Here is a 24374-nt window from a genome sequence, read left to right on the forward strand (position 1 = left end):
CCGACCGGGCCTTTGGCAGGATGCCAAGCGTGGGTGACCTGCTGCATGTCGCGGTCTACGTCCTGGCCGGGATCGCCGCGATCGAAGCCGTCGCGATCGCCGTTCTCTCGGTCCTGCTCGTGCGCGGACGCCGCGAGATCGAGGAGCTACAGCACCGGACCGACGCGCGCACCCAGCTGCTGTCGGGCGGCCGCGAGGCCGTCAAAAGGGTGTGGAACGCGGCCAACGTGATGCGCAAGGAGGGCTTCGGCGCCGCGGTGCGCAGCTCGATCGAGGACCTCGCCGACTGGGCCGAGGTGGAGCGGCCCGACCTGGCCCGCGTCACCCCGGACGGCCGCGTGGTGATCCTGTTCTCCGACATCGAGGAGTCCACCGCGCTCAACGAGCGGATCGGCGACCGGGCCTGGGTCAAGCTGATCGGCTCGCACGACAAGCTGGTTTCGGGGCTGGTGCGGCGCCGGTCGGGGCACGTGGTGAAAAGTCAGGGGGACGGCTACATGATCGCCTTCTCGCGCGCCGAGGAGGCGGTGCGGTGCGGCCTCGACATCCAGCACGCGCTGCACAACAACGGAAAACGCAAGCGGGGCGAGGAGATTCGGGTTCGGATCGGCATCCACATGGGCCGCTCGGTGCGACGCGGCGACGACCTGTTCGGGCGCAACGTCGCGATGGCCGCGCGGGTCGCCGCCGAAGCCGTCGGTGGCCAGACCCTGGTGAGCGAACCGGTGCGGGACGCCGTCGCCGACTGCGACGGCATCCGGTTCGACGAAGGCCGCGAGGTGGAGCTGAAAGGGTTCTCGGGCAGCTACCGCTTGTTCGCCGTCGAACCCGAGGCCGAGCCCGACTTGGACTGAAACCTCTCCCCGTCGGATTCGGCCAGCCGCTGATGCAGCCGCGCGCGGATCTCGTCGGCGGTGTAGGCCCGTCGCTTGCGTTGGTCGCGGGCTACCAGCACTCCCCCGGCGACGACGCCGGCAACACCGGCCAGGCCGATCCACTTCCAAACGCTGCGCATGGTTGACAGGCTATTCCGCAATGGACACCCTTCGCGACAAGGTCGCCGTCGTCACCGGAGCCGGTAGCGGTATCGGTCGCCCACACCGACTACCAGATCCCGCGAGACCGATGGAAAGGCATGCAAGGATGGCTGGAACCCGAACTCATGGTCTCGACGTGCTGAAGACGACAAAGGCGAAACTCCAAGGGATGAGCGGACTTCCATGCTGACACTGGACCAGGCCGTGGAAGAGACGCGGACCGGCGACCTCTGGCTGTTTCGCGGCCGCTCGCGACCCGACCGCGCCATCCAGACCCTGACGAACAGTCCGGTGAACCACGTCGGCATGACCGTGGCCATCGACGACCTGCCTCCGTTGATCTGGCATGCCGAACTGGGCGACAAGCTCGTCGACGTGTGGACCGGCACCAACCACCGCGGGGTGCAGCTCAACGATCTTCGCGAAGCCGTCCAGCAATGGACCGGCCGCTATCAGCAGCGGTGCTGGTTGCGCCAGCTCACGCCGTACGCCACCCGCGAGCAGGAGAACGAGCTGCTTCGGGTCATCGCGCGGATGGACGGCACCGCGTTTCCGACCACCGCCCGGCTGACCGGCCGGTGGTTTCGCGGCCGGCTACCGACGATCAACGACTGGGTGCGCGGGATCCCGTTGGTAGACAGGAAGGTTCGCGAGCAATCCCAGCGCCGCCGGCAAGCACGCAAGATGAGCCTGGAGACCGCGTACTGCGCGGAGACCGTGGCGATCACCTACGAGGAAATGGGCTTGCTCGTCACGGACAAGGACACGAATTGGTTTGACCCCGGCAAGTTCTGGAGCGGTGACACGCTCCCGCTTGCCCCGGGGTACCGCCTCGGTGATGAAATCGCCGTTGTCGTCGGTTAATCGACCGACATCTCCCCCATCTCGGACCAGCCCGTGGCGTCGATGGTCTGGTTGATGATCTTGGGGGTGGACTTCAGCGCCTGCGGGAGCTCGCGCATCGCCCGCTTGAAGTGATCGCTGTTGACGTGGACGCCTCCCGCATCACCGTCCCGGAAGGCCTCCACGAGGACGTACTCGGCCGGGTTGTCCAGGCTGCGCGACCACTCGAACCACAGGTTGCCCTCCTCGGCGCGGGTAGCGGCCGTGAACGCGGAGACCAGCTCCGGCCACCGATCGGTCCACTCCGGCTTGGTCTCGAACTTGACGACGATAAAGATCATTGCCGCTCCCCGCGTCCGCTCTCCGATCAGCAGCGCCAGGATACGTGCCGCCCGCAGCTGCGCGGCACGAATGGTCGGCCCGACCATCCCAGCAAAATTGCCTGGGCGGCTTCGTCGACGCCCAGGCAAATCTTGGTACCGGATTCGGGCGCCCCCGAATTTAGCCTCGAAGTGACGCACGCCACAATGGGGCGAATATCCGGATCGGTTCACAATCGCGGCGGGTGCGGCCTATTCGGATAAACGGAGCCGCGCCCAATCCAAATTGTTATTGAGCCGGAATTGCGGGGTCGCCGGGCGGCGGCGCGTCGGGCGCCGGCGGCGCGGGCGGTGCGGGCGGCGCGGGAGCCACGGCGTCGATCAGAACCGGCGGGGGCGGCGCGTCGGGCGCCGGAGGCGGTGGCGCGTCGGGCGCCGGAGGCGGCGGCGCGTCGGCGGGTGGCGGGGGCGCGTCCGGCGGCGGAGCCAGCGCCAAATCACCATCCGGCATCGGCAGGAACATGTGGTGGGTGAATCCGGCCTGGTAGGCGCCCGCACCACCGATGTGCACGCCGCCGCGTTCCCCGCTGGACACCGGCGTGCCGTCCGGCAGGGTGACGGCCGTGTGGCCGCCGTTCCAGCCGATCACCAAGGCGTTGGGGGCGGTCCCGTACTGAAATCCCCGCGCCAACAACGCGGCCTCTTCGTTGCCGGTGTTGAACCTGCTGCCGAAGACCGGCCTGTCCGTCGCCGCGTTGGCGATCCACGAAGCGAGCCCAGAGCAATCGGTCCCAGCGGGAGAATCGCCGCCCGAGATATATGGCGTCCCGGAGACCTGATTGATGAGTCCCATCAATGTTGCTAGTACAACCATGGGCAGGCACGCTAGCAATAACGTTCATTGCGAGCCAAAATTTGTGGCGTTCGTCATGCATAAATTGGACAATGGCCTTCGCCACATTCCAGCAAATTCGTTATGCGAATGCTGCCGAGTTGGAACGCCTCCGCACCCTGGCGCTGACGCCATGCACCGCACGGACGGCGACGACGAACGAAATCGCCGCGCAGGCCAGGTACCCGGTCGGTGTGTCGTCGGGCGTGATGCCACGGCTTTGCGGCGAAGTAGTCGCGGGAAGCGCTTACCCATAACGCCGCCAGGACGACCTCATCCACGCCATCGGCGACCGACAGTCACACCCCGAACTTGGCGCGGGCCTCGTCGGTGACGGGAGTGAACAGGTTGACCAGGTTGCCGTCCGGGTCGCGGAACAACAGCGCGCGGTTTCCCCACGGCATGGTGGTCGGCTCCGTCACGACCTCGCCGACGCGGTCGCGCAGCCGCTGGTATTCGGCGTCCACGTCCTCGACGAGGAATTCCACGATCGCGCTGCGGTTGGCCGCCGGCTCGGCGGATCCCGCCCCGAACAGCGGCACCGTCTTGTCGCTGCCGATGGCCAGCGTCCCGACGGGCGTCGGGATCTCGGCGAAAAGCTCATTGCCCCATACCGCGGAGACCTCGGTGACCGTCTCGTAGAAGTCGACGAGCTTTTTCACGTCGGCGGTGATGATGCGGGTCGAAACGAACTTCATGGAGCCTCCCCCTGTCCTCGAGCGGTGCGCGGTGTCCCGCGTCGACGCAAGGCTAGGCGGCGGCTCCGACAACCACGGTCAGACCGGAGTCCAGACTCCGTTGTTCCAGAAACCCCAGGCGTTGACGGTCGGGTTCCACATCAGCTGGGCGCCGGGCGCCCACGGTGGCGGGGGCGGCTGCGGCGGCGCCCAGCCCATCGTGGGTCCCCACGGTCCCGACCCCGCCGGACCGCTTTGGCCCGGCCGGCCTTGCCAGTCGTGGCACTGATGCCAGTCCCAGTTGTAGACGCTGCCCCAGCCCGGGTCCCACGGATCGCCGGGGCACCAATGGCTGTTGGGTACCGGTGCCGGAGCCGCCTGCGCCCAGGGGGCAAGGCCCAACGCGGACAACGCCAACCCGCAACCAAGCAGCAGGGTCGCGGACCGCCGAACCCACGGACTCTTCTGCCTCAACGTCGCCATCGCCCTCGAATCCATCACGGCGCGGCCGCCTGGTCCGGGGACGGCGGGATTTTGTGGAGGCGCCGCCGGGTTTCCGCGACCGCGCGCCTGATTTCGGCCGATTCCCGTTGGGCGGCGGCGTGCGCGCGCTCCTCGCGTTGGCCGGCGCGTTGCAGTCGCTGGCGCTCGCGTTGCTCGGTCGCGCCCTCGCGGACATCCGCCTGGCGCTCTCGGTCGTCGGCCGCCTGCTCGCGGACGTCTGCGATCCGGTCCCGCTCATCGGCGACGAGGTCGCGTTCGTCGGCGACCCGCTCGCGCCTCGAGAGCTCACCCTCGCGCAGCGCGATGGTCTCCGCGCGCCTCTCGAGCTCGGCGTCGGGATCGAGTCCGCCTGGCGTGGGGGCACGGCTTTCGGCAGCGACCACGGCTCAACCTTAGCGCCGGGCGCGACCGCCTGCTCTGTCGCTGCCGTCGACGTTGAAGCACCCTGCCGGATTTCGACAGCACTGGTGATCGCAGCAAACCTCTTTGTGGGCCTGTATTTTCCGGTGACATGGTCGTATTGTGCTGCCGGAGGGCTACCAGTTAGGAACGCCGATGAGGAAGATCCCAGCGATAATGACCGTCGCGCTGGCCACCGTGGCTATCCCGCTCGCAGCACCGGCGTCCGCCGATCCGATGGCGCCCGACCAGCTGGTGAGTGGGATGTATAACCTCCACTTCCCGGATGGCAGCCTCGAAGATCAGACGTTCAAGGCCACCTCGTGCGGGATCGGCTGCGTCCAGGTCAATTTCTCCAACACCTCGGGCCAGGCCCAGTTCTACGCCGATCGGTGGCACGCGAGCTTCCCGCCGAATCCAGCGGCGTGGCGTTGCCCCGACGGCTCTGTGCACAGGGGCTTCGACGAATGGACCTGGGACCCCGCCACGGGAGTGGGCAGCAGGGTTGTCGTCCGAACCGAGGCGGCCTGCGGGTATACGGACCACAGCAGCGTACCCATCGCGCACCGCTTCGCCTTGACCAAGCTGAGCGGCCAGTCGGCGCAGCCGGGCAGTCTCGCACCCGCCATCGCGTAGCGGCCTCATCGGCCGATTGCGCCCATCGAAGTAAGTGACGCAGCTCCGGTGCGATCAACTTTGCCCGTCCGAGTTCAGGAGTAACCCCATGGCCGATGCCGATGCCGCAGCGATCCGCGCGGCGCGAGCCAACTGGGTCAGCGAGCACCTCGAGGCCTATTTGGCCTCCGGTGGCACGCGGGGCCACATCATGGACGTGAGTGCGGTCGGCGGCCGCGCGATGACGACGCACTGCTTGATCCGATGCACGGGTCGCAAGTCGGCGAAGGTCTATGTCAGGCCGTTGATCTACGGCAACTTCGGAGGCGAGATCGTGATCGTCGCGTCAAAGGGCGGCGCCGACACGCATCCTGAGTGGTACTTGAACCTCTTGGCGAGCAACACAATCGGTGTGCAAATCGCGACCCAAGCGTTCGAGGCGACGTGGCGGGAACCCGAAGGCGAGGAGCGCCATCAGGTGTGGGCGTATATGGCTCACCTGTACCCGCCCTACCTCGCTTATCAGCAGTCGACCAGCCGCAAAATCCCGCTGGTGATGTTGACGCCCGGACGGCCGATCGAGGTCTTCTCCGCGGATGACTCGCAATAGCTTCCCGGACTGCACGCCACAGCCCTGATCATGGGCCCGGCAGTCGTCTTTCGCCTGCCACGCCACGCCGGGCACCGGGTTCGCCAGGTCCGCCGGCCTCCTGGTGAAACCACGAATGGCGCGGTAGAAGGACCAAAGTTGTTCAGGTGTAGGGATTCTCGGCGCCACGCCAGCCCTCACGATCGCTTACTACCGAATGAGTAACTACCGGTCTGCGAGTGAAGTTTGCCTAAACGTTGAACCGGAACTCGACCACGTCGCCGTCGGCCATGACGTAGTCCTTGCCCTCCATGCGGACCTTGCCGGCCGCCTTGGCCGCGGCCATGGACCCGGCGGCGATTAGGTCGTCGTAGGACACGATTTCGGCTTTGATGAAGCCCTTTTCGAAGTCGGTGTGGATGACCCCGGCGGCCTTGGGCGCGGTGTCGCCTTGATGAATGACCCACGCGCGGGACTCTTTTGGGCCCGCCGTCAGGAAGGTCTGCAGCTTGAGCGTGTGAAAGCCCGCCCGGGCCAGCGCGTCCAGGCCGCGCTCGGTCTGCCCGATCGACTCCAGTAGCTCGGCGGCCGACTCGTCGTCGAGCTCGATGAGCTCGGATTCGATTGCGGCGTCGAGGAATACGGCGTCGGCGGGCGCGACGAGCCGGCGCAGCTCGGCCACGCGCGCGGCGTCGGTGAGCACCGCCTCGTCGGCGTTGAAGACGTACAGGAAGGGCTTGGTGGTCAACAGGTTGAGCTCGCGCAGCAACGACACGTCGGCGCCCGCGGCGAACAGCGTCTTGCCGCCGTCCAGCACCGCCTGGGCGGCGACGGCCGCGTCATAAACGGGCCGGCGCTCCTTGTTGGTGCGCGCCTCCTTCTCCAGCCTCGGCAGCGCGCGCTCGAGCGTTTGCATGTCGGCCAGGATGAGTTCGGTTTCGACGACCTCGATGTCGGATTTCGGATCGACCTCTCCCGCCACATGCGTCACGTCGTCATCGGAGAAGACCCGCACCACCTGGCAGATGGCGTCGCACTCGCGGATGTGGGCCAGGAACTTGTTGCCCAGCCCGGCGCCCTCCGACGCGCCCTGGACCAGCCCGGCGATGTCGACGAAGGTGACCGGCGCCGGGACGATGCGCTCGGAACCGAACAGCTCCGCCAGCTTGTCCAGCCGCGGGTCCGGCAGCGAAACCACGCCCTCGTTGGGCTCGATCGTCGCGAACGGGTAGTTCGCCGCCACCACGTTGTTCCTGGTCAGCGCGTTGAACAGCGTCGACTTGCCCACATTCGGCAGGCCCACGATTCCCAGGCTCAGGCTCACGGGGATTCAAGTGTAGGGCGCAGCGGGGCGCGGCGTTCATGCGTGTGCGACGCCGTGGCACGCCAGCGGTCCCTAACAAGGTCTTTACGGGCGTTTCGGCCCATTCCCGGTACGGTCTACATGTGTCAGAACAGCGGGCAAGATCGGCGGTCGAGGCTAGCCACCGCTCGATTCACCCCAACATCCCAGGTGTGCCGTGGTGGGCGGCCCTGGTCCTGGCTATCACCGCGACGGCCGTCGGTTATGCGATCGACGCCGGCCACAAGGATTTGACGCACGTCTTCGCCGGCTTCTATATAGCCGGCTGCGTGGCCGCGGTGCTGGCCGTGCGGCAGGACGGCGTGTTCACCGCGATCATTCAGCCCCCGCTGATTCTTTTCTGCGCGGTGCCGGGCGCCTACTGGATGTTTCATGGACGCAAGATCGGCAACCTCAAAGACCTCCTGATCAACTGCGGCTATCCGCTCATCGAGCGTTTCCCGCTGATGCTGGGCACTGCGGGCGCCGTGCTGCTCATCGGGCTGGTGCGGTGGTATTTCGGGAAGTCGCAGCCGGCGGCCGCGGAAGCCAAGGACGACGACGCCGCGGCCGCGGGAACGCGCAGCTCGTTCGTCGGGGCCCTTGGCGCGAAACTGAATTCGCTGCTCGGCCTCGGTGGCGCCGAGGAGGACGAGGCGCCCAGCGACTCCAAGCGCGCCCGTCAGACCGGTCGTTCGCCCAAAGCCGCTTCGCGGACCGGCCGCACGACGCGCGGCGATCGGCCCGAGCGCGCCACCCGGGCGCACTCCCGGCGTGCCCGACCCCCGGTGGACGACGAACGCGATCCCAGAGACGCCCGCGACGAGCGGCCGCGGCGCCGCCGCCCGGCGCCGCCCCGCGACTTCGACCCCGCCGACCCGCCGCCCCGGCCGCGCCGCCGCCCCAGGCCGCACGACGATCCCGACATCCGGCAGCCGCGCGAAACCCGTCGCGAGCCGCGCACCCGCCGCAATCCCTACGAACGGCCCTACGAACGCCCGGCGCCTCGCGGCAGCCGCTTCGACGGCTACGAGCCTTACGAGCCCTACGAGCCCCGGCGCCGCCGCGCCACCCCCACCGGGAACGGCTCCAACCCGACACACCACCCGATCTCACAAGTGCGCTACCGCGATTCGGGCACGTCCGACGAGCCCGGACCCGAGCGTCGCCGCCGCGCGCCGCGCGGCTTTCCGACGGAGTCCTGGGAGTACGAAGGCTAGCGAGCCGACCTGATCTCGCGGGGCAGCGCGAACACCAGGGTTTCCTGGGCCGTCGTCACCGGCTGCACCACGTCGAAGCCGCAGTCGGCCAGCCGCTCCAGCACGCCCCGGACCAGCACCTCGGGGACCGACGCGCCGGAGGTGACGCCCACCGTGGTGACGCCCTCCAACCACGCCGGGTCGATGTCGTCGGCCCAGTCGACCAGGTAGGCGGCGGCGGCTCCGCCGCCCTTCGCCACCTCGACCAGGCGCACCGAATTCGACGAGTTGCGCGATCCGACGACGATCACCAGCTCGCACTCGGGCGCCATCGCCTTGACCGCGACCTGCCGGTTCTGGGTGGCGTAGCAAATGTCGTCGCTGGGCGGGTCCTGCAAATTCGGGAAACGCTGCCGCAGCCGCTCGACGATTTCCATGGTCTCGTCCACCGAGAGCGTGGTCTGCGACAGCCACACCACCTTGTTCTCGTCGCGCACGGTGACGTTCGCCACTGCGGCGACCCCGTCGACCAGCTGGACGTGCTCGGGGGCCTCGCCGGCCGTCCCGATGACCTCCTCGTGGCCCTCGTGGCCGATGAGCAGGATGTCGTAGTCGTCCCTGGCGAACCGCCTGGCCTCGTTGTGCACCTTGGTCACCAGGGGGCAGGTGGCGTCGATGGTGTGCAGGTTGCGTTCGGCGGCCGCCGCGTACACGGTCGGCGCGACGCCGTGCGCGGAGAACACCACGATGGCACCCTCGGGCACCTCGTCGGTCTCCTGGACGAAAACGGCGCCGGCCTTTTCCAGGGTGTCGACCACGTGCCGGTTGTGCACGATCTCGTGGCGCACGTAGACGGGCGCGCCGTGCTTTTCCAGGGCGCGCTCCACCGTCTCGACGGCCCGGTCCACCCCCGCGCAGTAGCCACGCGGCTCCGCCAGGAGCACCCTCCTGCGGACCGGGTCGTTGACTACCGAGCTGGCCGCACCGGGAATTCCCATGTCAACAGTCGGCGGCATGACATTCAGGGTACCGGCAGGCGGCGGGCTTGGAGTTGGCCGCGGGTTAAGGCAGTCTGGGACTCATGGCTACTGCACCGTACGGAGTTCGGCTGATAGTCGGCGCGGCGACAGTCGCCGTCGAGGAGACGATGAAGCTGCCGAAGACGATCCTGATGTATCCCATGACGGTTGTCAGCACCGCGGCCCACCTGGTGATGCGGTTCCAGCAAAACCTGGCCGAGCTGGTGATCAAGGGCGACAGCACCCTGGAGTCGATCTTTCCGCCCAAGGACGAGAAGCCGGAGTGGGCGACCTTCGACGAGGACCTGCCCGAGGACGCGATCGAAGCCGGCAACGCCGCGCCGGAAGGCGGCGACGGCGAGCGCAGGGCCGAGGGGCGATTCGCGCTGTACTCGGTCGCCGACGCGCACGAGGACGCCAGCGCGCTCGTCAAGCCGGCCAGGCAATCGAAGGCTGCCGCCACCAAGACAGCGGCGCCGGAACCGGCGGTGGTGGCCGAACTCGACTACGCGAGCCTGACCCTGGCCCAGCTGCGGGCCCGGCTGCAATCGCTCAGCGTCGACGAACTCGAGGCGCTGCTGGCCTACGAGCAGGCGACCAAGGCCCGCGCCCCGTTCCAGACGCTGCTCGCCAACAGGATCACCCGCGCGAACGCGAAGTGAGCCAAGCTAACCCCGACGCGAACTCCGCGGAGAACCCCTTTCCGGTGCGCGCGGTGGCGATCCGGGTCGCGGGCTGGATCGACCGGCTGGGCACCGTCTGGGTCGAGGGCCAATTGGCCCAGATTTCGATGCGGCCCAACGCCAAAACGGTGTTCATGGTGCTGCGGGACCCGGCCGCCGACATGTCGCTGACCGTGACGTGTTCGCGCGACCTGGTCGCCAACGCGCCGGTGCGGCTCGACGAGGGCACCCAGGTGGTGGTCTGCGGCAAGCCCTCGTTCTACACCGGGCGGGGCACCTTTTCGTTGCGGCTCAGCGAGATTCGCGCCGTCGGCGTCGGGGAGCTGCTGGCGCGCATCGACCGGCTGCGCCGCCTGCTGGACGCCGAGGGCCTGTTCGACCCGCGGCTCAAGCGGCCAATCCCCTTCCTGCCCAACATGATCGGGCTGATCACCGGGCGGGCCAGCGCCGCCGAACACGACGTGACGACCGTGGCCGGCGCGCGCTGGCCGGCGGTGCGTTTCGCCGTGCGCAACACCGCGGTGCAGGGGCCCAACGCGGTCGCGCAGATCGTCGAGGCGCTGGCCGAACTCGACCGCCACCCCGAGGTAGACGTGATCGTGGTGGCCCGCGGCGGCGGAAGCGTCGAGGATTTGCTCCCGTTCTCCGACGAGACGCTGTGCCGCGCGATCGCGGCGTGCCGCACCCCCGTCATCAGCGCGGTGGGCCACGAACCCGACAACCCGCTGTGCGACCTGGTCGCCGACCTGCGCGCGGCCACCCCCACCGACGCCGCCAAGCGGGTGGTCCCCGACACCGCCGCCGAGCAGCGGCTCATCGACGACCTGCGCCGGCGCAGCGCGCAGGCCCTGCGCAGCTGGGTGTCGCGCGAGCAGCGCCACCTGAGCCAGCTGCGCAGCCGGCCGGTGCTCGCCGAACCGCTGACGGCCTTGACCGCGCGCGCCGACGAAATCCACCGCGCGCGCTCGGCTGTGCGCCGCGACATCCGGCGGCTGGTCGCCGCGGAGACCGACCGCGTCGGGCACCTGAGCGCGCGGCTGGCCACGCTGGGCCCGGCCGCCACCTTGGCCCGCGGCTACGCCGTGGTGCAGGCGCTTCCCGACGCCGGAGCCGCGACGGTGCTGCGCTCGGTCGACGACGCGCCCGCCGGCACCCGGCTGCGGGTGCGGGTGGCCGACGGCGCCGTGGCGGCCGTGAGCGAGGGAGGCACCGATGGCCACTGACGAGGAGCAGCCGATTACGCCCATTAGTCAGCTCGGCTACGAAGCCTGCCGCGACGAGTTGATCGAGGTGGTGCGGCTGCTCGAGCAGGGCGGCCTGGACCTGGACGCGTCGCTGAAGCTGTGGGAGCGAGGCGAGGAACTCGCAAGACGCTGTGAAGAGCACTTAGCTGGCGCCCGCAAGCGGGTGGAGGACGCGCTCGCGGCGGGCCAGCCGGACGAGGGCTGACGGACGGCGGTGTCACCGCACCAGCCGGCGGAGCTTTGGAACACGTTTCAGTTTTTCTCGGCTATGCTTCGCGAACTATGGGTGATCCATCACTGACGACCGAACTGGGCCGGGTCCTGGTCACCGGCGGCTCGGGGTTTGTCGGCGCCAACCTCGTGACCACGCTGCTCGACCGCGGACACCGGGTGCGGTCGTTCGACCGCGCCCCCTCGCCGCTTGCCGAGCACCCCAACCTGGAGGTGCTGCAGGGCGACATCACCGACGCGGGCGTTTGCGCGGCGGCGGTGGACGGCATCGACACGGTGTTCCACACCGCCGCGCTCATCGAGCTGATGGGCGGCGCGTCGGTCAGCGACGAATACCGTCAGCGCAGCTTCGCCGTCAACGTCGGCGGCACCGAGAACCTGGTGCACGCGGGGCGGGCGGCCGGGGTGAAGCGGTTCGTCTACACCTCGTCCAACAGCGTGGTGATGGGCGGGCAGAACATCGCAGGCGGTGACGAGACGCTGCCCTACACCGACAGGTTCAACGACCTCTACACCGAGACCAAGGTGGTCGCCGAGCGATTCGTCTTGAGCCAGAACGGTGTCGGCGACATGCTGACGTGCGCGATCCGGCCCAGCGGCATCTGGGGCCGTGGCGACCAGACGATGTTTCGCAGGCTGTTCGAAAGCGTGATCGCCGGCCACGTCAAGGTGCTGATCGGCCGCAAGTCGGCCCGCCTCGATAACTCTTACGTGCACAACCTGATTCACGGCTTCATCCTGGCCGCCCAGCACCTGGTGCCCGGCGGGACCGCGCCCGGTCAGGCGTACTTCATCAACGACGCCGACCCGATCAACATGTTCGAGTTCGCCCGGCCGGTCGTCGAGGCCTGCGGGGTGAACTGGCCGCGGGTGCGGGTCAACGGGCCGCTGGTCCGCGCGGCCATGAGCGGTTGGCAGCGCATGCACTTCCGGTTCGGCATACCGGCCCCGCTGCTCGAGCCGCTGGCCGTCGAGCGGCTCTATCTGGACAACTACTTCTCGATCGACAAGGCCCGCCGCGACTTGGGCTACGAGCCGCTGTTCACCACCGACAAGGCGATGTCGGAGTGCCTGCCCTATTACGTCGAGTTGTTCCAGCAGATGAAAGGCCAGGCGCAGCAGGCCAAGTCGGCGGGCTAACGGCACCCACGTCCAGATCGACGTGAGCGCGCAACCCACTCGCAGTTCTTCGCGCCGGCGTCAATTTCGATGAAATGCCGCCGACCCTACCGGAAGCTCACCATCTCGTCGCCCCACGCGGCGCGGATGTGCGCATCGACATAACTGGCGAGGGTGTCGCGCTTGTCGATGAGCAGGCAGGCGCGGTCGACGTCCTGGTACGGCGTCCAATCCGGCTCGCCGTCGGGGCCCGCGGGCTTGCCGTGGGTGGCGAAGTTGGTCCACCGGGTGCGCACCCTCTTCGAGATCGCCTTGGCGGTCCGCGTCCCGCCGAGGCGCAGCGTCGGGTCCCCCTGCGCGCCCAGATTGCCCCAGACGTAAGGCAACTCGGTGGCGTGGGCGGCGTTGACCAGCAGCAGCTTGAGCAACGGCGTCGCGTAGTCGAAGCGGTACAGATACACCGGCGCCACCTTGCCGTGGCCCTCGGCCAGCCACACCGACGGCATCCGGAACCCGGCGTCGGTCGCGATGCTCAAAAACCTTGCCCTGCGCCCCAATCGCGAGTAGGCCGCCACGATCTGCTCCTGGGTGGGCAGTTGGAGGTCGGGCTGCTCCGCGGCTATCTGGGTGAACATCGACGTGATCGCGCGCGGGGTGATCGGCATCAGCGGCGAGCGCATCAACCGGAACAGCGCCGCCTCATGCCTGTTGGTGCCGATGATCAACGGCACCGGGTGCGAGTGACCCGCCTGCGCCAACTTGACCGGATAGTCGTGCAGCAGTTCACCGTCGACGATCGGGACGAACGCGAGCGTGCCCGGGTTGCGCGCGGGCACTTCGTCGAACACCTCCTGCGACGCGGCCAGGATGGCCGCGATCGGAGCGTCGGCCAGCGTATCCGCGTCGGAGGGGTCGATTCCCAGCTTGTCGAGGAAGCTCACGGCGACCCGGCGGGCCCGGTCGCTGTCGTACACCGATGTGGCGGGCGAGCTTTGGGCGATCGCGCCGGCGAACAGGCCAGCGGCCGCGGGGACGGTCAAAAGCGTCGTGACGATCCCCGCGCCGGCGGATTCGCCGAACAGCGTGACCCTTTCGGGATCGCCGCCGAACGCGGCGATGTTGTCGCGCACCCAGCGCAACGCGGCCAGCACGTCGTGCAGCCCGATGTTCGGGTCGAAGCGGCGCCGCGGCGTGCTGAAGGACGACAGGTCCAGAAAGCCCAGGGCCCCAAGCCGATAGTTGACCGTCACGACGATCACGTCGCCGCCGGTGACCAGGCGGTGGGCGTCGTACAGGGGCTGGCTGCTCGACCCCAGCACGTAGGCGCCGCCATGCAGCCACACCATCACCGGCTTGGCGTCGCCGGGCCGGGCGTCCGCCGGGGCCCAGACGTTCAGTCTCAGACAGTCTTCGGCGCGCGGCGCTCCGAGTTCCAGTGGCATGTTCGGAAAGTCGGGTTGCGGGCAGGCGGGCCCGTAGGAGGTGGCGTCGACGACGTTGCCCCATGGCGGCGGGGGCTCCGGGAGCCGGAAACGCAGGTCGGCGACGGGCGGCGCGGCGTAGCGAATGCCCTTCCACGTCTGCACGTCGCCGTCGGTGGCGCCGCGGACCGGGCCATAAGTCGTTTCGACCACGCGGTTGTCGGTCGCCATGCGCTGAGAAACTTCCTAACTAAGCCGCTCGGTTAGGAATTGGACTACCCGTTTGCGGGCTTCATAAGCGGGTTGGCCGTCGACTTCGCGGACCTCGTCGGTCAGTACCGAGTGCGCGCCCTTGGCGAAGCCGCCCTCGTTGCCGGGGCCCGAGTCGATCTCGATGACCTCGAACGCGTCGCCGAGCCGCGCCTTGAGCGTCGCGAACCGTTCCCGCGGCACGACGTTGTCCTCGCTGAAGCGCAGGCCCATCGCGCACAGGCCGTCGTTGGCGCAGCGATCGGCGACGCTGGCCAGCTCGGACTCGCTCAGCCCCGGATCGGCGCGTCGCGCACGGCCCAACGGCAGTGGCACCGACGGCTGGGACAGCACCGGGGCCAGCACGCTGTCGTCGACGGCGGCGGCCAGCGCGAAGCCCCCGGTGAAGCATTGGCCGATGACGCCGACGCCCTTGCCCGGCGTCGACGCGTTGAGGTCGCGGGCCAGGGCGCGCAGAAACATCGACACCGGCCGCTGCTTGTTGGTGGCGAACGCCGCGAATTCCCTTGCGACGCAGGCCCGCGCGATCGAGGTGAGGATGTAGCCGCCCGTCTTCGCCTTACCCGGCTCGCCGAACAGGGAGGGGATGGCGACGGTGAAGCCGTTGTCCACCAGGTGATTACCCAGGCCCAGCACACCGGGGTGGATGCCGGGGATCTCGGGGATGAGCACCACCCCGGGTCCGGCGCCCTTGCGGTAGACGTCGTGGGTGTAGCCGCCGCCGCTGAACGGCGCCACCGACCATCCGGACAGGTCTGCTTCGGGTGCGGTCACGTGCCTTCCCTTCAGTGCGCGGGTAGCGGTGGCTGGGATTGCGTCGCCGCCGCCAGCGTACGGAACTGATCGGCGCCACCGGCGCCGGTGATCGCGATCTGGGTGGCCCCGCCCGGGCCGGTGAGCCTGGTGGTCCAGACCGGCTCGGCGTCGGTGTCGTTCTGGCCGGCGCCCCGGTAGACGACCCAGGTGGTGCCGTCGACGTCGGCCGTCCCGGTCGGATACGCCGACGCACGGATCGAGCCGACGAGCCTGTCCTCGTCGGCGTTGCTCTGGGTCAGGCGCAGATACATGCCCGCGGGGGTGATGTAGCCCACGGTCGAGGTGGCCGCGTTGAGCCGCTGGCCCGTGGCGGGATCCTTGCGACCGCCCTCGATGCCGCCGCGGCCGCCGGAGTTGGCGTGCCAATCGGCCGGTAACCGGGGCAGCCGGATGGGGAACCCCAGCGTCTGGGCGTCGGCCCGCAGCGCCCCCGCCGCGTCGTAGGCCGGAATCACCCCTTTGTCGGTCCCCACCGGCTGGAACGAACACATTCCCACCAGGCCGGCGAGCACGATGCACCCGATCACCAGCGGTATGAGCGACCAGAACATGTCGCGCCCGTCCTGCAGCAGCCGCGGCTTGGCCGCGCGGGGCGCCGGCGCCGGCTCGCCTACCTCGGCGTTCGGCTGCGGCTGCTCGGTCATGCCCCGAGTATCCCAGTTCCCGCAGACCGATCCGCTTCTGGGACAATCTCCAACCATGACAGCATCGCAGCCACGGTCGCGCGGCGAAGCACCAGACCGCAACCTGGCCCTGGAACTGGTACGTGTCACCGAGGCCGGCGCCATGGCCGCCGGCCGCTGGGTGGGCCGCGGCGACAAGGAGGGCGGCGACGGGGCGGCCGTCGACGCGATGCGCGAACTGGTCAACACGGTGTCGATGCGCGGCGTGGTGGTCATCGGCGAGGGCGAGAAGGACCACGCGCCGATGCTCTACAACGGCGAGGAGGTCGGCAACGGCGACGGTCCGGACTGCGACTTCGCCGTCGACCCCATCGACGGCACCACGCTGATGAGCAAGGGCATGCCCAACGCCATCTCGGTGTTGGCGGTGGCCGACCGGGGCGCGATGTTCGACCCGTCGGCGGTGTTCTACATGAACAAGATCGCCGTCGGGCCCGAGGCCGCCGACGTGCTCGACATCACCGCACCGATCGCCGAGAACATCAAGGCCGTCGCGAAGGTGAAGGCGCTGTCGGTGCGCGACATGACGGTCTGCATCCTGGACCGGCCGCGGCACGCCCAGCTGATCGAGGACGTCCGCGCGACCGGGGCCCGCATCCGGCTGATCACCGACGGCGACGTCGCCGGCGCCATCTCGGCCTGCCGGTACCTGTCGGGCACCGACATGCTGGCCGGCATCGGCGGCACCCCGGAGGGCATCATCGCCGCGGCCGCGATCCGCTGCATGGGCGGCGCCATCCAGGCGCAGCTGGCGCCCAAGGACGACGAGGAACGCCAGAAGGCGATCGACGCCGGCCACGACGTCGACCGGGTGCTGACCACCGAGGACCTGGTGTCCGGCGAGAACGTGTTCTTCTGCGCCACCGGGGTGACCAACGGCGACCTGCTCAAGGGGGTGCAGTATTACCCGGGCGGCTGCACCACCCAGTCGATCGTGATGCGGTCGAAGTCCGGAACGGTCCGCATGATCGAGGCGTACCACCGGCTGTCCAAGCTCAACGAGTACTCCGCGATCGACTTCACCGGCGACAGCTCTGCCGCCTATCCCCTGCCCTGAACCCACACCACCGAGGACTGCTACCAATGGCCGATGGCGCCACCGATACCGAATACCGCATCGAGCACGACACCATGGGCGAGGTCCGGGTGCCCGCGAAAGCGTTGTGGCGCGCGCAAACCCAGCGCGCGGTCGAGAACTTCCCGATCTCGGGCCGGGGCCTGGAGCGCGCCCAGATCCGCGCGCTCGGCCTGCTGAAGGGCGCCTGCGCCCAGGTGAACAAGGACCTGGGCCTGCTGGCGCCGGAGAAGGCGGACGCGATCATCGCCGCGGCCGGCGAGATCGCCGACGGCCAACACGACGACCAGTTCCCCATCGACGTGTTCCAAACCGGTTCCGGCACAAGCTCGAACATGAACACCAACGAGGTGATCGCGTCCATCGCGGCGGCCAACGGTGTGACGGTGCACCCCAACGACGACGTCAACATGTCGCAGTCGTCCAACGACACCTTCCCGACGGCCACCCACATCGCGGCCACCGAGGCCGCGGTGCGCCACCTCATCCCGGCCCTCGAGGTGCTGCACGAGGCGCTGGCGAGCAAGGCCCGCGAGTGGCACACGGTCGTCAAATCCGGGCGCACCCACCTGATGGACGCCGTCCCGGTGACCCTGGGCCAGGAGTTCAGCGGATACGCCCGCCAGATCGAGGCCGGCATCGAGCGGGTCCGCGCGACGCTGCCGCGGCTGGGCGAGCTGGCCATCGGCGGCACCGCGGTGGGCACCGGGCTCAACGCTCCCGACGGTTTCGGCGCCAAGGTGGTCGAGACGCTGGTCGCCTCCACCGGCTTGGGCGAATTGCGCCCGGCGGCAAACTCTTTCGAGGCGCAGGCCGCCCGCGACGGGCTGGTGGAGGCCTCGGGCGCGCTGCGCACCATCGCGGTGTCACTGACCAAGATCGCCAACGACGTCCGCTGGATGGGGTCGGGGCCGCTGACCGGCCTGGCCGAGATCCAGCTGCCGGACCTGCAGCCGGGCAGCTCGATCATGCCGGGCAAGGTCAATCCCGTTCTGCCCGAGGCCGTCACGCAGGTCGCGGCGCAGGTGATCGGCAACGACGCCGCGATCGCCTGGGGCGGCGCCAGCGGGGCGTTCGAGCTGAACGTCTACATCCCGATGATGGCCCGCAACATCCTCGAGTCCTTCAAGTTGTTGACCAACGTCTCGAAGCTGTTCGCGGAGCGCTGCATCGTCGGGCTGAGGGCCAACGTCGAGCACCTGCGCGAGCTGGCCGAGTCGTCGCCGTCCATCGTGACGCCGCTGAATTCGGCGATCGGCTACGAGGAGGCCGCCGCCGTGGCCAAGCAGGCGCTCAAGGAGCGCAAGACGATTCGCCAGACCGTCATCGACCGCGGCCTGATCGGTGACAAGCTGTCGGAAGAGGAGCTGGACCGCCGCCTCGATGTGCTGGCGATGGCCCGAGTACAGGACCAGTGAAGCCGGAGGACTAGATGATGGTGGTTCAGCGATGACGGCTCCCCCCGGCGGGCCGTACGGCCAGGATCCCTACGGGTCCAATCCCTATGGGCAGGGCCCTTATTGGGGCGGGCCGCCGCAGGGCGGAGGCTACCCCCCGAGCGGGCCGCCGCAAGGCGGCTACCCGCCGGGCGGTCCGCCGCCGGGCGCCCCTCCGCAAGGCGGCTACCCGTACCCACCGCCCGGCGGAGGCCAGTACGCGCCCCCGCCGTATCCCCCACCCGCTCAGCAGGTGCCGCCCGGCTGGCCGGGCGGCCCCTATCCGCCGGGGCAGCCGCCCCGCGGGCCGCGCTCCAAGGCGCCGTGGTTGATCGTCGCCGCGCTCGCGGTGCTGGCCGTCATCGTGCTGGTGATACTCGTCGTGCTCGGGCTCAACAGCGGCAACAAGCCGAACAAGGCCGCGCCCTCGACGGGCCCCTCGTCGACCAGCGCCCCGTCGTCGCAGCCGAACAACTCCCAGCAGACCGCGACGGGCTGCACGCCCAACGTCTCCGGCGGCGACAAGCCCGTCGGCGACACCGTCAGCGCGGGCAAGCTGTCGTTCCCGATCAGCGCAACGCCGGGTTGGCAAGGCTTTTCGGATGACCAGACCCCCAACCTGATCGGCGCCGTGGGCGTCGGGGCCGAGGTGCCCGGCGCCAGCCAGTGGATGATGCAGGCGGAGGTCGCCATCACCAACTTCGTGCCCAGCATGGACGTCGCCGCGCAGGCGTCGAAGCTGATGAACTGCGTGGCCAACGGGCCCGGCTACGCCAACGCGACGCCCACCCTCGGGCCGACGAAGACGTCGTCGACGACCGTCGACGGGGTCAAGGCCGCCCGCGTGGACGCCGACGTGACGATCGCCGACCCGGCACGCAACGTGAAGGGCGACTCGCTGGTCATCATCGCCGTCGACACCAAGCCGGTCACCATCTTCTTGGGCGCGACGCCCATCGGCGACGCCGGTTCGGCGGGGATCATCAACGGGGTTGTCGCGGCTCTGAAGGTAAAGAAGTAGCCGGCGCGGAGACGTGCGTGGCCTCGGAGCGCCCCCGCAACACGGTCGAATAGCATTCGGCCCAGTGCGCCCGCTCGGCGTCGTCGGCGCCATCAATGGCCGCCGCCGAACACAGGATCCGCCGGTCGGACGTCTTGGCGAGGTCGGCCAGCCGCGCGGCCTCGTTGACCGCGTCACCGATTACCGTGTATTCGTAACGGTTTTCGGCACCGACGTTGCCGGCGAAGACGCGGCCGGCCGAGACGCCGATCCCGAAGTCGACCACCGGTAGCCGGCGCAGCTGGGTGGCCAGCGCGCGCGCCGTCGCCAGCGCCGCCGACGCCGGTCGGTCCGACCGCAGGGGCGCCCCGAAGACCGCGAGCGCGGCGTCGCCGGCGAATTTGTTGATCAGCCCCTGATGTTCGTCGACGGCGTCGACGACGATCCGGAAGAAGTCGTTGAGCACCTGCGCAACCTCTTGCGGCGGACGGCTTTCCGCAAGCTGCGTCGAACCCACCAGGTCGATGAACAGGACGGCCGCGTCGACCACGTCCCCCGACAGCGAGGCGCCCTCCTGGATGGCGCGCTGCGCGACGTCGGCGCCGACGTGGCGCCCGAACAGGTCCCGCAACCGGTCCCGCTCGGCGAGCCCGCTGACCATCCGGTTGAAACCCGTTTGCAGGCGCCCGATTTGGGAGCGTTCGTACGCGCCCACATGGGTTCCGATGCGGCCGTGTTCGACCTCGGCCATCGCGTCGACGACCTCGGCGAGGGGGTCGGCGATGGATCGCGACGTCAGGATCATCGTCGGCAGCCCGAGGACCAGCGCCGCCAGCGACACCACCAGGATCGGCACGTCCAGCGCGGCGGTCTTCTCGATCAGCCAGCCGTAGGAGCGCAGCACGACCAGGGTCGCGATCACCCCGATCGGGAGCGCGCTGCAGAGAAACCACAGCAGCACCAGCCGCGCGAACACGCCCGGCACCGCCAGCCGGGGCTCTGCCCCCAGCGTGGCGGCGCCCATGATCGGGCGCAGGGTGCGCTGGGCGAGCAGGATGCCCGTCCCGGCGGCGGCCGGCGCACCCAGCAGCACGCCGAGCGCGATGGGCAGCAGGAGCTGCGCCCCGACGCGCAGATTCAGCAGCGCGAAGACAAGCCCGGACGCCCCCCAGGCCAGCACCAGGATCGCCGACTGGCGGCCGGGCATCCGCATCGCGGCTTCGCGCTGTTCGGCGGTCGGTTCATGCCCGGGGACGTACCAGCGCAGCGTGGGAGCCAGGTTCATCGCCCCGGCCACCGCGACGCCCGCGACGCCCAGCACGACCAGGACCAGCATCACCGCCGTGTTCTTCTCCACGAAGTCGGTGTCCACCGCGACGGACGTGTGGCCCCGCAACGGAATCAAGATCGCGGCCGCGTCGACGAAGGCCAGGATGTAAGCGAGCGCCAGGTCGGCCGCGTAGTCAATCGTCAACCTGCGCGCGGACTTTCGCCGCCCCGCCGCTGGGGCCCGCAACCAGCCCGGCTTGATCACCTAGGCGCCGTTGTTGGGGCCGCCCGAGTTCTGGCCCGGGATGTCGGTGATCGGAAAGTTGGGCATCGGCCTGGGCGAGGGCGTGTTGGGCAATGGGGGGATCTCGCTGGCCGGGATGTCGTGGAGCTGGTTGGCCGGTGGGCCGTTGTCCCGGCCGCCGTAGGTGCTGCCGGGCGCCCGCGGCCCCAGCAGTTCGCTCACCGTCACCAGGCGGTAGCCGTTGGCCTTGAGCACCGGGATGAACTGGTAGACCAGGTCGACGGTGCTCGAGTAGGTGTCATGGAACAGCACCACGGAGCCCGGCTTGATGTACGTCATCAGCATGTAGCGGGTCGCGGCCGTGTTGGAGTCGTTGATCCAGTCGAAAGGGATGACGTCCCAAAGGATTTCGGCCAGGCCGAACTTCCCCGCGGTCTGGCGCACCAGGTCGTTGGACAGCCCGCCGGCGGGCCGCCACAGCGACGGGGCCCGGCCGGTGGCGGCGGTGATCGCGTCGTTGCTCCGGGAGAACTGACCGGCGATGTCCTCGGGCGGGATCGTGGTCATGTTGGGGTGTTCCCAGGTGTGGTTGCCGAACTCCATCCCGGCGTCGGCGACGCGCTTGGCGCCCGCCGGGTTGGCGGCCACCTTGTTGCCGATCAAAAAGAACGTGGCCTTGGCGTCGGCGTCCTTGAGGACCTGCAGCAGCCGGTCGGTGTAGGGACCCGGCCCGTCGTCGAACGTCAATGCGATGCACTTGACCACCGAGCAGCTCTGGCTGTCGGCGCGCGTCACGTGCCCGGTCAGGCCGCCGATCAGCAGCACCGCGGCGGCCGCGACGACGCCGAGAACGGTCCGCCAATAGCGCCAGGCCTGGCTGTCGGGTCGTTTCGGCACCCAGGAAGTTTACCTGGGGCGGGTTGCGCGACCCCGGCGTCGACTGTGCGTGGAGGGCTTTGAGTGTGCGGAGAGGGCGCGATTCAGCGATTTTCCCGCCGTGGACGCACCCCCGAAGCCCTGGTCGCACACTCAGTGCGGCCCGGCGATCTCCTCGAGCATCTCGGTGACCAGCGCGGCGATCGGCGACCGCTCGCTGCGCAGCAGGGTGATGTGCGCGAACAGCGGGTGCCCCTTGAGCTTCTCGATCACCGCCGCGACACCGTCGTGCCGCCCGACGCGCAGGTTGTCGCGCTGGGCGATGTCGTGGGTCAACACCACCCGGGAGCCGGTGCCCAACCGCGACAGCACGGTCAGCAGCACGTTGCGCTCCAGCGACTGCGCCTCGTCGACGATGACGAAGGAGTCGTGCAGCGAGCGGCCCCGGATGTGGGTCAGCGGCAGCACCTCGAGCATGCCGCGGGACAGCACTTCCTCGAGCACCGCCGGGCTGGCCAGCCCCTCGAGGGTGTCGAAGACCGCCTGCGCCCAGGGGCCCATCTTTTCGCTCTCGCTGCCGGGCAGGTAACCCAGCTCCTGGCCGCCGACGGCGTACAGCGGACGGAACACCACCACCTTGCGGTGGGTGCGCCGTTCGAGCACCGCCTCGAGACCCGCGCACAGCGCCAGCGCCGACTTGCCCGTGCCGGCCTTGCCGCCCAGCGACACGATGCCCACCGACTCGTCCAGCAGCAGATCCAGCGCCACGCGCTGTTCGGCGGACCGGCCGCGCAGCCCGAACACCTCGCGGTCGCCGCGGACCAGCTGCACGCGTTTGGCCGCCGTGACCCGGCCCAGCGCGTGCGAACTGCCGCCCAGCAGTCGAATTCCGGTGTGGCAGGGCAGGTCCCGGGCCTCGGCGAGGTCGATCTCGCCGTCGGCGAACAGCGTGTCGATGTCCTCGGTGGCCGTCTCGATCTCGTGCATGCCCGACCAACCGGAGGCCACGACGTCCTGGGCGTGGTATTCGTCGGCACTCAACCCCACCGCGGCGGCCTTCACGCGCAGCGGAATATCCTTGCTCACCAACGTAACTCGCTTGCCCTCGGCGGCGAGGTTGGCGGCGCAGCTCAGGATCCGGGAGTCGTTGCTGTCGGTGCGAAAGCCCGCGGGCAGCACCGACGGGTCGGTGTGGTTCAGTTCAACGTGAAGCGAGCCGCCTTGTGTCCCAACGGGAATCGGCTGATCCAGCCGTCCGTGCTCGAGCCGAAGGTCATCGAACAGGCGCAGCGCCTGACGGGCGAACCAGCCCAGTTCATGGTGGTGGCGTTTGGCCTCCAGCTCGCTGATCACCACCAGCGGCACCACCACCTCGTGTTCGGCGAACCGGCTGCACGCCCACGGGTCGGACAGCAGCACGGAGGTGTCGAGCACATAGGTCCGGAGATCGGTCACGAAGCGCTCCTCGAGCGGGTAAGCCCGCGCGGACCCGCACGGGCATGTCGGCGGGAGCCGCAGCACCAGGACCGGGGCCGGTCCTGCCCTTGTCGTGACGGGAGGTGCCGCCCTGGCAGCAAAGCATGTCGCTGGCCATCGAGAATGACGCTACTCTCGTGGCCGCTCGGCCGCCGGGCAGGCGCGCCGAGACCGACACGGCGACACCAAAAACCGGCCGCGGGCGGCGGCCGGCTCGGGTGAAGATCGGCTTAACCGATGACGAACTGCTTGAGCGCCGGCTCGTCGCCCACGCCCCAGTCGGTGACGCGGTCGGAGATCGCCTGCCGCAAGTCCCCGGGGGTGAAGATGCCCGCGTCGGCCACGTTCTGCACCTTGTCCGCGTAGGCATCGATGTCGGCGCCCACCATCTGAAGGTCCGCCGCCCGCGTGGCGATCGCCGCGATCGTCTCGTCGCGGGTGTAGGAGAGGCAGTGCGCGACGAGGCTGGAGAACATGTGCTCGTGGCGCTCTTCGTCCCTGCGGATCCGGTCGATGAGGCCGGCCAGCACCGGCTCCTCGATCTTGGCGGCCAGGTTGCGGCAGAAGACGGCGTGGGTGCGCTCGGTGAACGCCATGTAGGCGAGGGTCTCGACCTGGCTGTAGGAATCGGCGCGGTAGCCCTTCATCACGTACTGGACGCGGGCCTCCTCGTTGGCGGTGGGGTCGACCTCGCGGGTCACCACCAGGTACTCGCGCAGCGCGATGGCGTGCAGGTGCTCCTCGGCGGTCCACCGGCCCAGCCAGCGGCCCCACCACTCCTCGAGGATGAAGTGCTCGACGAGCTCGCGGTGATGGCCGGCGAGGTTGTCCTTGAGCAACAACAGGATCTCGCAGGCGTCCGTGATGGTCCGCGGCAGCGTCGTCTGGGAGGGGTCCCAGTCGCGTCCGCCGAGGAACGCGAAGTTCTCGCCCTGATCGAACGGAACGTAGTCGTGGGCGAACCAGAGGTCCTCGGTGTTGAGGTGGTTGTCCATGAGCCGCTCGACCACCGGCTCGAGTTCGAGGGTCAGCGCGTTAGGAACAGGTTTCTGTGCCATGCGGTTACTGTAACTCGTAGGTACAGGTTCGGTGAAA

At 69.1% G+C, this 24374-nt stretch carries 27 protein-coding genes; 12 read left to right on the forward strand and 15 right to left on the reverse strand.

Going from position 1 to position 24374, the window contains the following annotated elements:
* Positions 1-20: 20 nt before the first annotated feature.
* Positions 21-854 (forward strand): adenylate/guanylate cyclase domain-containing protein, encoded by an 834-nt coding sequence (locus AWB89_RS05770; RefSeq protein ID WP_085172159.1) that lies wholly within the window; start codon positions 21-23, stop codon positions 852-854.
* On the opposite strand, the gene AWB89_RS05775 is transcribed toward AWB89_RS05770, so the two are convergent.
* Positions 806-1015, reverse strand: coding sequence for a hypothetical protein (locus AWB89_RS05775; RefSeq protein ID WP_066966097.1), 210 nt, complete (start codon positions 1013-1015; stop codon positions 806-808). The two genes, AWB89_RS05770 and AWB89_RS05775, sit on opposite strands and share 49 nt — an antisense overlap.
* A gap of 205 nt (positions 1016-1220) precedes the next feature.
* On the opposite strand from AWB89_RS05775, the gene AWB89_RS05780 reads away from it, so the two are divergent.
* On the forward strand, positions 1221-1901 hold the full coding sequence (locus AWB89_RS05780) for a guanylate cyclase (RefSeq protein ID WP_085172160.1): 681 nt from the start codon (positions 1221-1223) through the stop codon (positions 1899-1901).
* Here the strand turns inward: AWB89_RS05780 and AWB89_RS05785 are convergent.
* The 5 genes from AWB89_RS05785 to AWB89_RS05805 form a co-directional block, all read right to left on the reverse strand.
* A complete protein-coding gene (locus AWB89_RS05785; RefSeq protein WP_085172395.1) occupies positions 1898-2221 on the reverse strand; it encodes a putative quinol monooxygenase in 324 nt (107 codons plus the stop codon). The two genes, AWB89_RS05780 and AWB89_RS05785, sit on opposite strands and share 4 nt — an antisense overlap.
* A gap of 268 nt (positions 2222-2489) precedes the next feature.
* Entirely contained in the window at positions 2490-3074 is a 585-nt protein-coding gene (locus AWB89_RS05790) for a glycoside hydrolase (RefSeq protein ID WP_085099527.1), read from the reverse strand.
* 317 nt (positions 3075-3391) lie between these two features.
* On the reverse strand, positions 3392-3790 hold the full coding sequence (locus AWB89_RS05795) for a VOC family protein (protein ID WP_085172161.1): 399 nt from the start codon (positions 3788-3790) through the stop codon (positions 3392-3394).
* Between the two features lie 78 nt (positions 3791-3868).
* Positions 3869-4252, reverse strand: coding sequence for an Mtp family mycobacterial-type pilin (locus tag AWB89_RS05800; protein ID WP_174627811.1), 384 nt, complete (start codon positions 4250-4252; stop codon positions 3869-3871).
* Positions 4253-4266: 14 nt separating this feature from the next.
* Positions 4267-4656: a hypothetical protein gene (locus AWB89_RS05805; RefSeq protein WP_085172162.1), complete on the reverse strand. Its 390-nt coding sequence runs from the start codon at positions 4654-4656 to the stop codon at positions 4267-4269.
* A gap of 172 nt (positions 4657-4828) precedes the next feature.
* On the opposite strand from AWB89_RS05805, the gene AWB89_RS05810 reads away from it, so the two are divergent.
* Together AWB89_RS05810 and AWB89_RS05815 are read left to right on the forward strand one after the other, a co-directional pair.
* The gene (locus tag AWB89_RS05810) at positions 4829-5308 is read left to right on the forward strand and encodes a hypothetical protein (protein ID WP_085172163.1); all 480 of its coding nucleotides are present in this window, start codon (positions 4829-4831) and stop codon (positions 5306-5308) included.
* Positions 5309-5396: 88 nt separating this feature from the next.
* On the forward strand, positions 5397-5897 hold the full coding sequence (locus AWB89_RS05815; RefSeq protein WP_085172164.1) for a nitroreductase/quinone reductase family protein: 501 nt from the start codon (positions 5397-5399) through the stop codon (positions 5895-5897).
* Between the two features lie 229 nt (positions 5898-6126).
* Here AWB89_RS05815 and ychF read toward each other — a convergent pair whose 3' ends face one another.
* A complete protein-coding gene (gene ychF, locus AWB89_RS05820) occupies positions 6127-7200 on the reverse strand; it encodes a redox-regulated ATPase YchF (RefSeq protein ID WP_085172165.1) in 1074 nt (357 codons plus the stop codon).
* 122 nt (positions 7201-7322) lie between these two features.
* Between ychF and AWB89_RS05825 the strand changes: the two genes are divergently transcribed.
* Positions 7323-8438, forward strand: a complete 1116-nt coding sequence (locus AWB89_RS05825; RefSeq protein WP_174627812.1) for a DUF6542 domain-containing protein — start codon at positions 7323-7325, stop codon at positions 8436-8438.
* Here AWB89_RS05825 and AWB89_RS05830 read toward each other — a convergent pair.
* On the reverse strand, positions 8435-9433 hold the full coding sequence (locus AWB89_RS05830) for a 4-hydroxy-3-methylbut-2-enyl diphosphate reductase (protein WP_085099509.1): 999 nt from the start codon (positions 9431-9433) through the stop codon (positions 8435-8437). The two genes, AWB89_RS05825 and AWB89_RS05830, sit on opposite strands and share 4 nt — an antisense overlap.
* Positions 9434-9498: 65 nt before the next feature.
* Here AWB89_RS05830 and AWB89_RS05835 point away from each other — a divergent pair, with 65 nt between their 5' ends.
* The 4 genes from AWB89_RS05835 (at position 9499) to AWB89_RS05850 (ending at position 12734) form a co-directional block, all read left to right on the forward strand.
* The gene (locus AWB89_RS05835) at positions 9499-10098 is read left to right on the forward strand and encodes a lipid droplet-associated protein (protein WP_085099506.1); all 600 of its coding nucleotides are present in this window, start codon (positions 9499-9501) and stop codon (positions 10096-10098) included.
* On the forward strand, positions 10095-11342 hold the full coding sequence (xseA, locus tag AWB89_RS05840) for an exodeoxyribonuclease VII large subunit (RefSeq protein WP_085099503.1): 1248 nt from the start codon (positions 10095-10097) through the stop codon (positions 11340-11342). Before AWB89_RS05835 ends, xseA begins: the two co-directional genes overlap by 4 nt.
* Entirely contained in the window at positions 11332-11568 is a 237-nt protein-coding gene (locus AWB89_RS05845; protein ID WP_085099501.1) for an exodeoxyribonuclease VII small subunit, read from the forward strand. The genes xseA and AWB89_RS05845 overlap by 11 nt, the downstream gene beginning before the upstream one ends.
* A 77-nt stretch (positions 11569-11645) precedes the next feature.
* The gene (locus tag AWB89_RS05850; RefSeq protein WP_085172166.1) at positions 11646-12734 is read left to right on the forward strand and encodes a 3-beta-hydroxysteroid dehydrogenase; all 1089 of its coding nucleotides are present in this window, start codon (positions 11646-11648) and stop codon (positions 12732-12734) included.
* Between the two features lie 86 nt (positions 12735-12820).
* On the opposite strand, the gene AWB89_RS05855 is transcribed toward AWB89_RS05850, so the two are convergent.
* From AWB89_RS05855 to AWB89_RS05865, 3 genes are read right to left on the reverse strand one after another with little or no spacing between them, the layout of a single operon-like run.
* Positions 12821-14365, reverse strand: coding sequence for a carboxylesterase/lipase family protein (locus AWB89_RS05855; protein WP_085172167.1), 1545 nt, complete (start codon positions 14363-14365; stop codon positions 12821-12823).
* Between the two features lie 15 nt (positions 14366-14380).
* Positions 14381-15178, reverse strand: a complete 798-nt coding sequence (locus AWB89_RS05860; RefSeq protein ID WP_085172168.1) for a dienelactone hydrolase family protein — start codon at positions 15176-15178, stop codon at positions 14381-14383.
* Positions 15179-15189: 11 nt separating this feature from the next.
* Positions 15190-15864 (reverse strand): DUF4245 domain-containing protein, encoded by a 675-nt coding sequence (locus tag AWB89_RS05865; protein WP_085172169.1) that lies wholly within the window; start codon positions 15862-15864, stop codon positions 15190-15192.
* Between the two features lie 55 nt (positions 15865-15919).
* On the opposite strand from AWB89_RS05865, the gene glpX reads away from it, so the two are divergent.
* From glpX to AWB89_RS05880, 3 genes are read left to right on the forward strand one after another with little or no spacing between them, the layout of a single operon-like run.
* Positions 15920-16960 carry a class II fructose-bisphosphatase gene (glpX, locus tag AWB89_RS05870; protein ID WP_372515273.1) on the forward strand — a complete coding sequence of 347 codons (1041 nt, stop codon included), beginning with the start codon at positions 15920-15922 and terminating at the stop codon, positions 16958-16960.
* Positions 16961-16986: 26 nt separating this feature from the next.
* Complete coding sequence (locus AWB89_RS05875) at positions 16987-18396, forward strand: class II fumarate hydratase (RefSeq protein ID WP_085172170.1); 1410 nt, start codon at positions 16987-16989, stop codon at positions 18394-18396.
* 31 nt (positions 18397-18427) lie between these two features.
* A complete protein-coding gene (locus AWB89_RS05880; protein ID WP_085172171.1) occupies positions 18428-19435 on the forward strand; it encodes a hypothetical protein in 1008 nt (335 codons plus the stop codon).
* On the opposite strand, the gene AWB89_RS05885 is transcribed toward AWB89_RS05880, so the two are convergent.
* The 4 genes from AWB89_RS05885 to AWB89_RS05900 form a co-directional block, all read right to left on the reverse strand.
* Positions 19398-20864 (reverse strand): adenylate/guanylate cyclase domain-containing protein, encoded by a 1467-nt coding sequence (locus tag AWB89_RS05885; RefSeq protein ID WP_085172401.1) that lies wholly within the window; start codon positions 20862-20864, stop codon positions 19398-19400. The genes AWB89_RS05880 and AWB89_RS05885 overlap by 38 nt on opposite strands.
* 84 nt (positions 20865-20948) lie before the next feature.
* Entirely contained in the window at positions 20949-21824 is an 876-nt protein-coding gene (locus AWB89_RS05890; RefSeq protein WP_085172172.1) for a polysaccharide deacetylase family protein, read from the reverse strand.
* Positions 21825-21956: 132 nt separating this feature from the next.
* Complete coding sequence (locus tag AWB89_RS05895; RefSeq protein WP_085099477.1) at positions 21957-23258, reverse strand: PhoH family protein; 1302 nt, start codon at positions 23256-23258, stop codon at positions 21957-21959.
* 251 nt (positions 23259-23509) lie between these two features.
* Complete coding sequence (locus AWB89_RS05900; protein WP_085172173.1) at positions 23510-24337, reverse strand: acyl-ACP desaturase; 828 nt, start codon at positions 24335-24337, stop codon at positions 23510-23512.
* Positions 24338-24374 lie beyond the last annotated feature (37 nt).

Origin of the sequence: Mycobacterium paraense (assembly GCF_002101815.1) — a bacterium.
In the GTDB taxonomy this organism is placed as follows: domain Bacteria; phylum Actinomycetota; class Actinomycetes; order Mycobacteriales; family Mycobacteriaceae; genus Mycobacterium; species Mycobacterium paraense.

Coding starts and splice junctions, on each gene's coding strand:
- AWB89_RS05790 (WP_085099527.1), bottom strand. CDS start 3,074: ATGGTTGTACTAGCAACATTGATGGGACTCATCAATCAGGTCTCCGGG.
- AWB89_RS05810 (WP_085172163.1), top strand. CDS start 4,829: ATGAGGAAGATCCCAGCGATAATGACCGTCGCGCTGGCCACCGTGGCT.
- AWB89_RS05845 (WP_085099501.1), top strand. CDS start 11,332: ATGGCCACTGACGAGGAGCAGCCGATTACGCCCATTAGTCAGCTCGGC.
- AWB89_RS05780 (WP_085172160.1), top strand. CDS start 1,221: ATGCTGACACTGGACCAGGCCGTGGAAGAGACGCGGACCGGCGACCTC.
- AWB89_RS05800 (WP_174627811.1), bottom strand. CDS start 4,252: ATGGCGACGTTGAGGCAGAAGAGTCCGTGGGTTCGGCGGTCCGCGACC.
- AWB89_RS05865 (WP_085172169.1), bottom strand. CDS start 15,864: ATGACCGAGCAGCCGCAGCCGAACGCCGAGGTAGGCGAGCCGGCGCCG.
- AWB89_RS05815 (WP_085172164.1), top strand. CDS start 5,397: ATGGCCGATGCCGATGCCGCAGCGATCCGCGCGGCGCGAGCCAACTGG.
- AWB89_RS05855 (WP_085172167.1), bottom strand. CDS start 14,365: ATGGCGACCGACAACCGCGTGGTCGAAACGACTTATGGCCCGGTCCGC.
- AWB89_RS05770 (WP_085172159.1), top strand. CDS start 21: ATGCCAAGCGTGGGTGACCTGCTGCATGTCGCGGTCTACGTCCTGGCC.
- AWB89_RS05835 (WP_085099506.1), top strand. CDS start 9,499: ATGGCTACTGCACCGTACGGAGTTCGGCTGATAGTCGGCGCGGCGACA.
- AWB89_RS05880 (WP_085172171.1), top strand. CDS start 18,428: ATGACGGCTCCCCCCGGCGGGCCGTACGGCCAGGATCCCTACGGGTCC.
- AWB89_RS05900 (WP_085172173.1), bottom strand. CDS start 24,337: ATGGCACAGAAACCTGTTCCTAACGCGCTGACCCTCGAACTCGAGCCG.
- glpX (WP_372515273.1), top strand. CDS start 15,920: ATGACAGCATCGCAGCCACGGTCGCGCGGCGAAGCACCAGACCGCAAC.
- AWB89_RS05875 (WP_085172170.1), top strand. CDS start 16,987: ATGGCCGATGGCGCCACCGATACCGAATACCGCATCGAGCACGACACC.
- AWB89_RS05830 (WP_085099509.1), bottom strand. CDS start 9,433: ATGCCGCCGACTGTTGACATGGGAATTCCCGGTGCGGCCAGCTCGGTA.
- AWB89_RS05775 (WP_066966097.1), bottom strand. CDS start 1,015: ATGCGCAGCGTTTGGAAGTGGATCGGCCTGGCCGGTGTTGCCGGCGTC.
- AWB89_RS05850 (WP_085172166.1), top strand. CDS start 11,646: ATGGGTGATCCATCACTGACGACCGAACTGGGCCGGGTCCTGGTCACC.
- AWB89_RS05795 (WP_085172161.1), bottom strand. CDS start 3,790: ATGAAGTTCGTTTCGACCCGCATCATCACCGCCGACGTGAAAAAGCTC.
- AWB89_RS05785 (WP_085172395.1), bottom strand. CDS start 2,221: ATGATCTTTATCGTCGTCAAGTTCGAGACCAAGCCGGAGTGGACCGAT.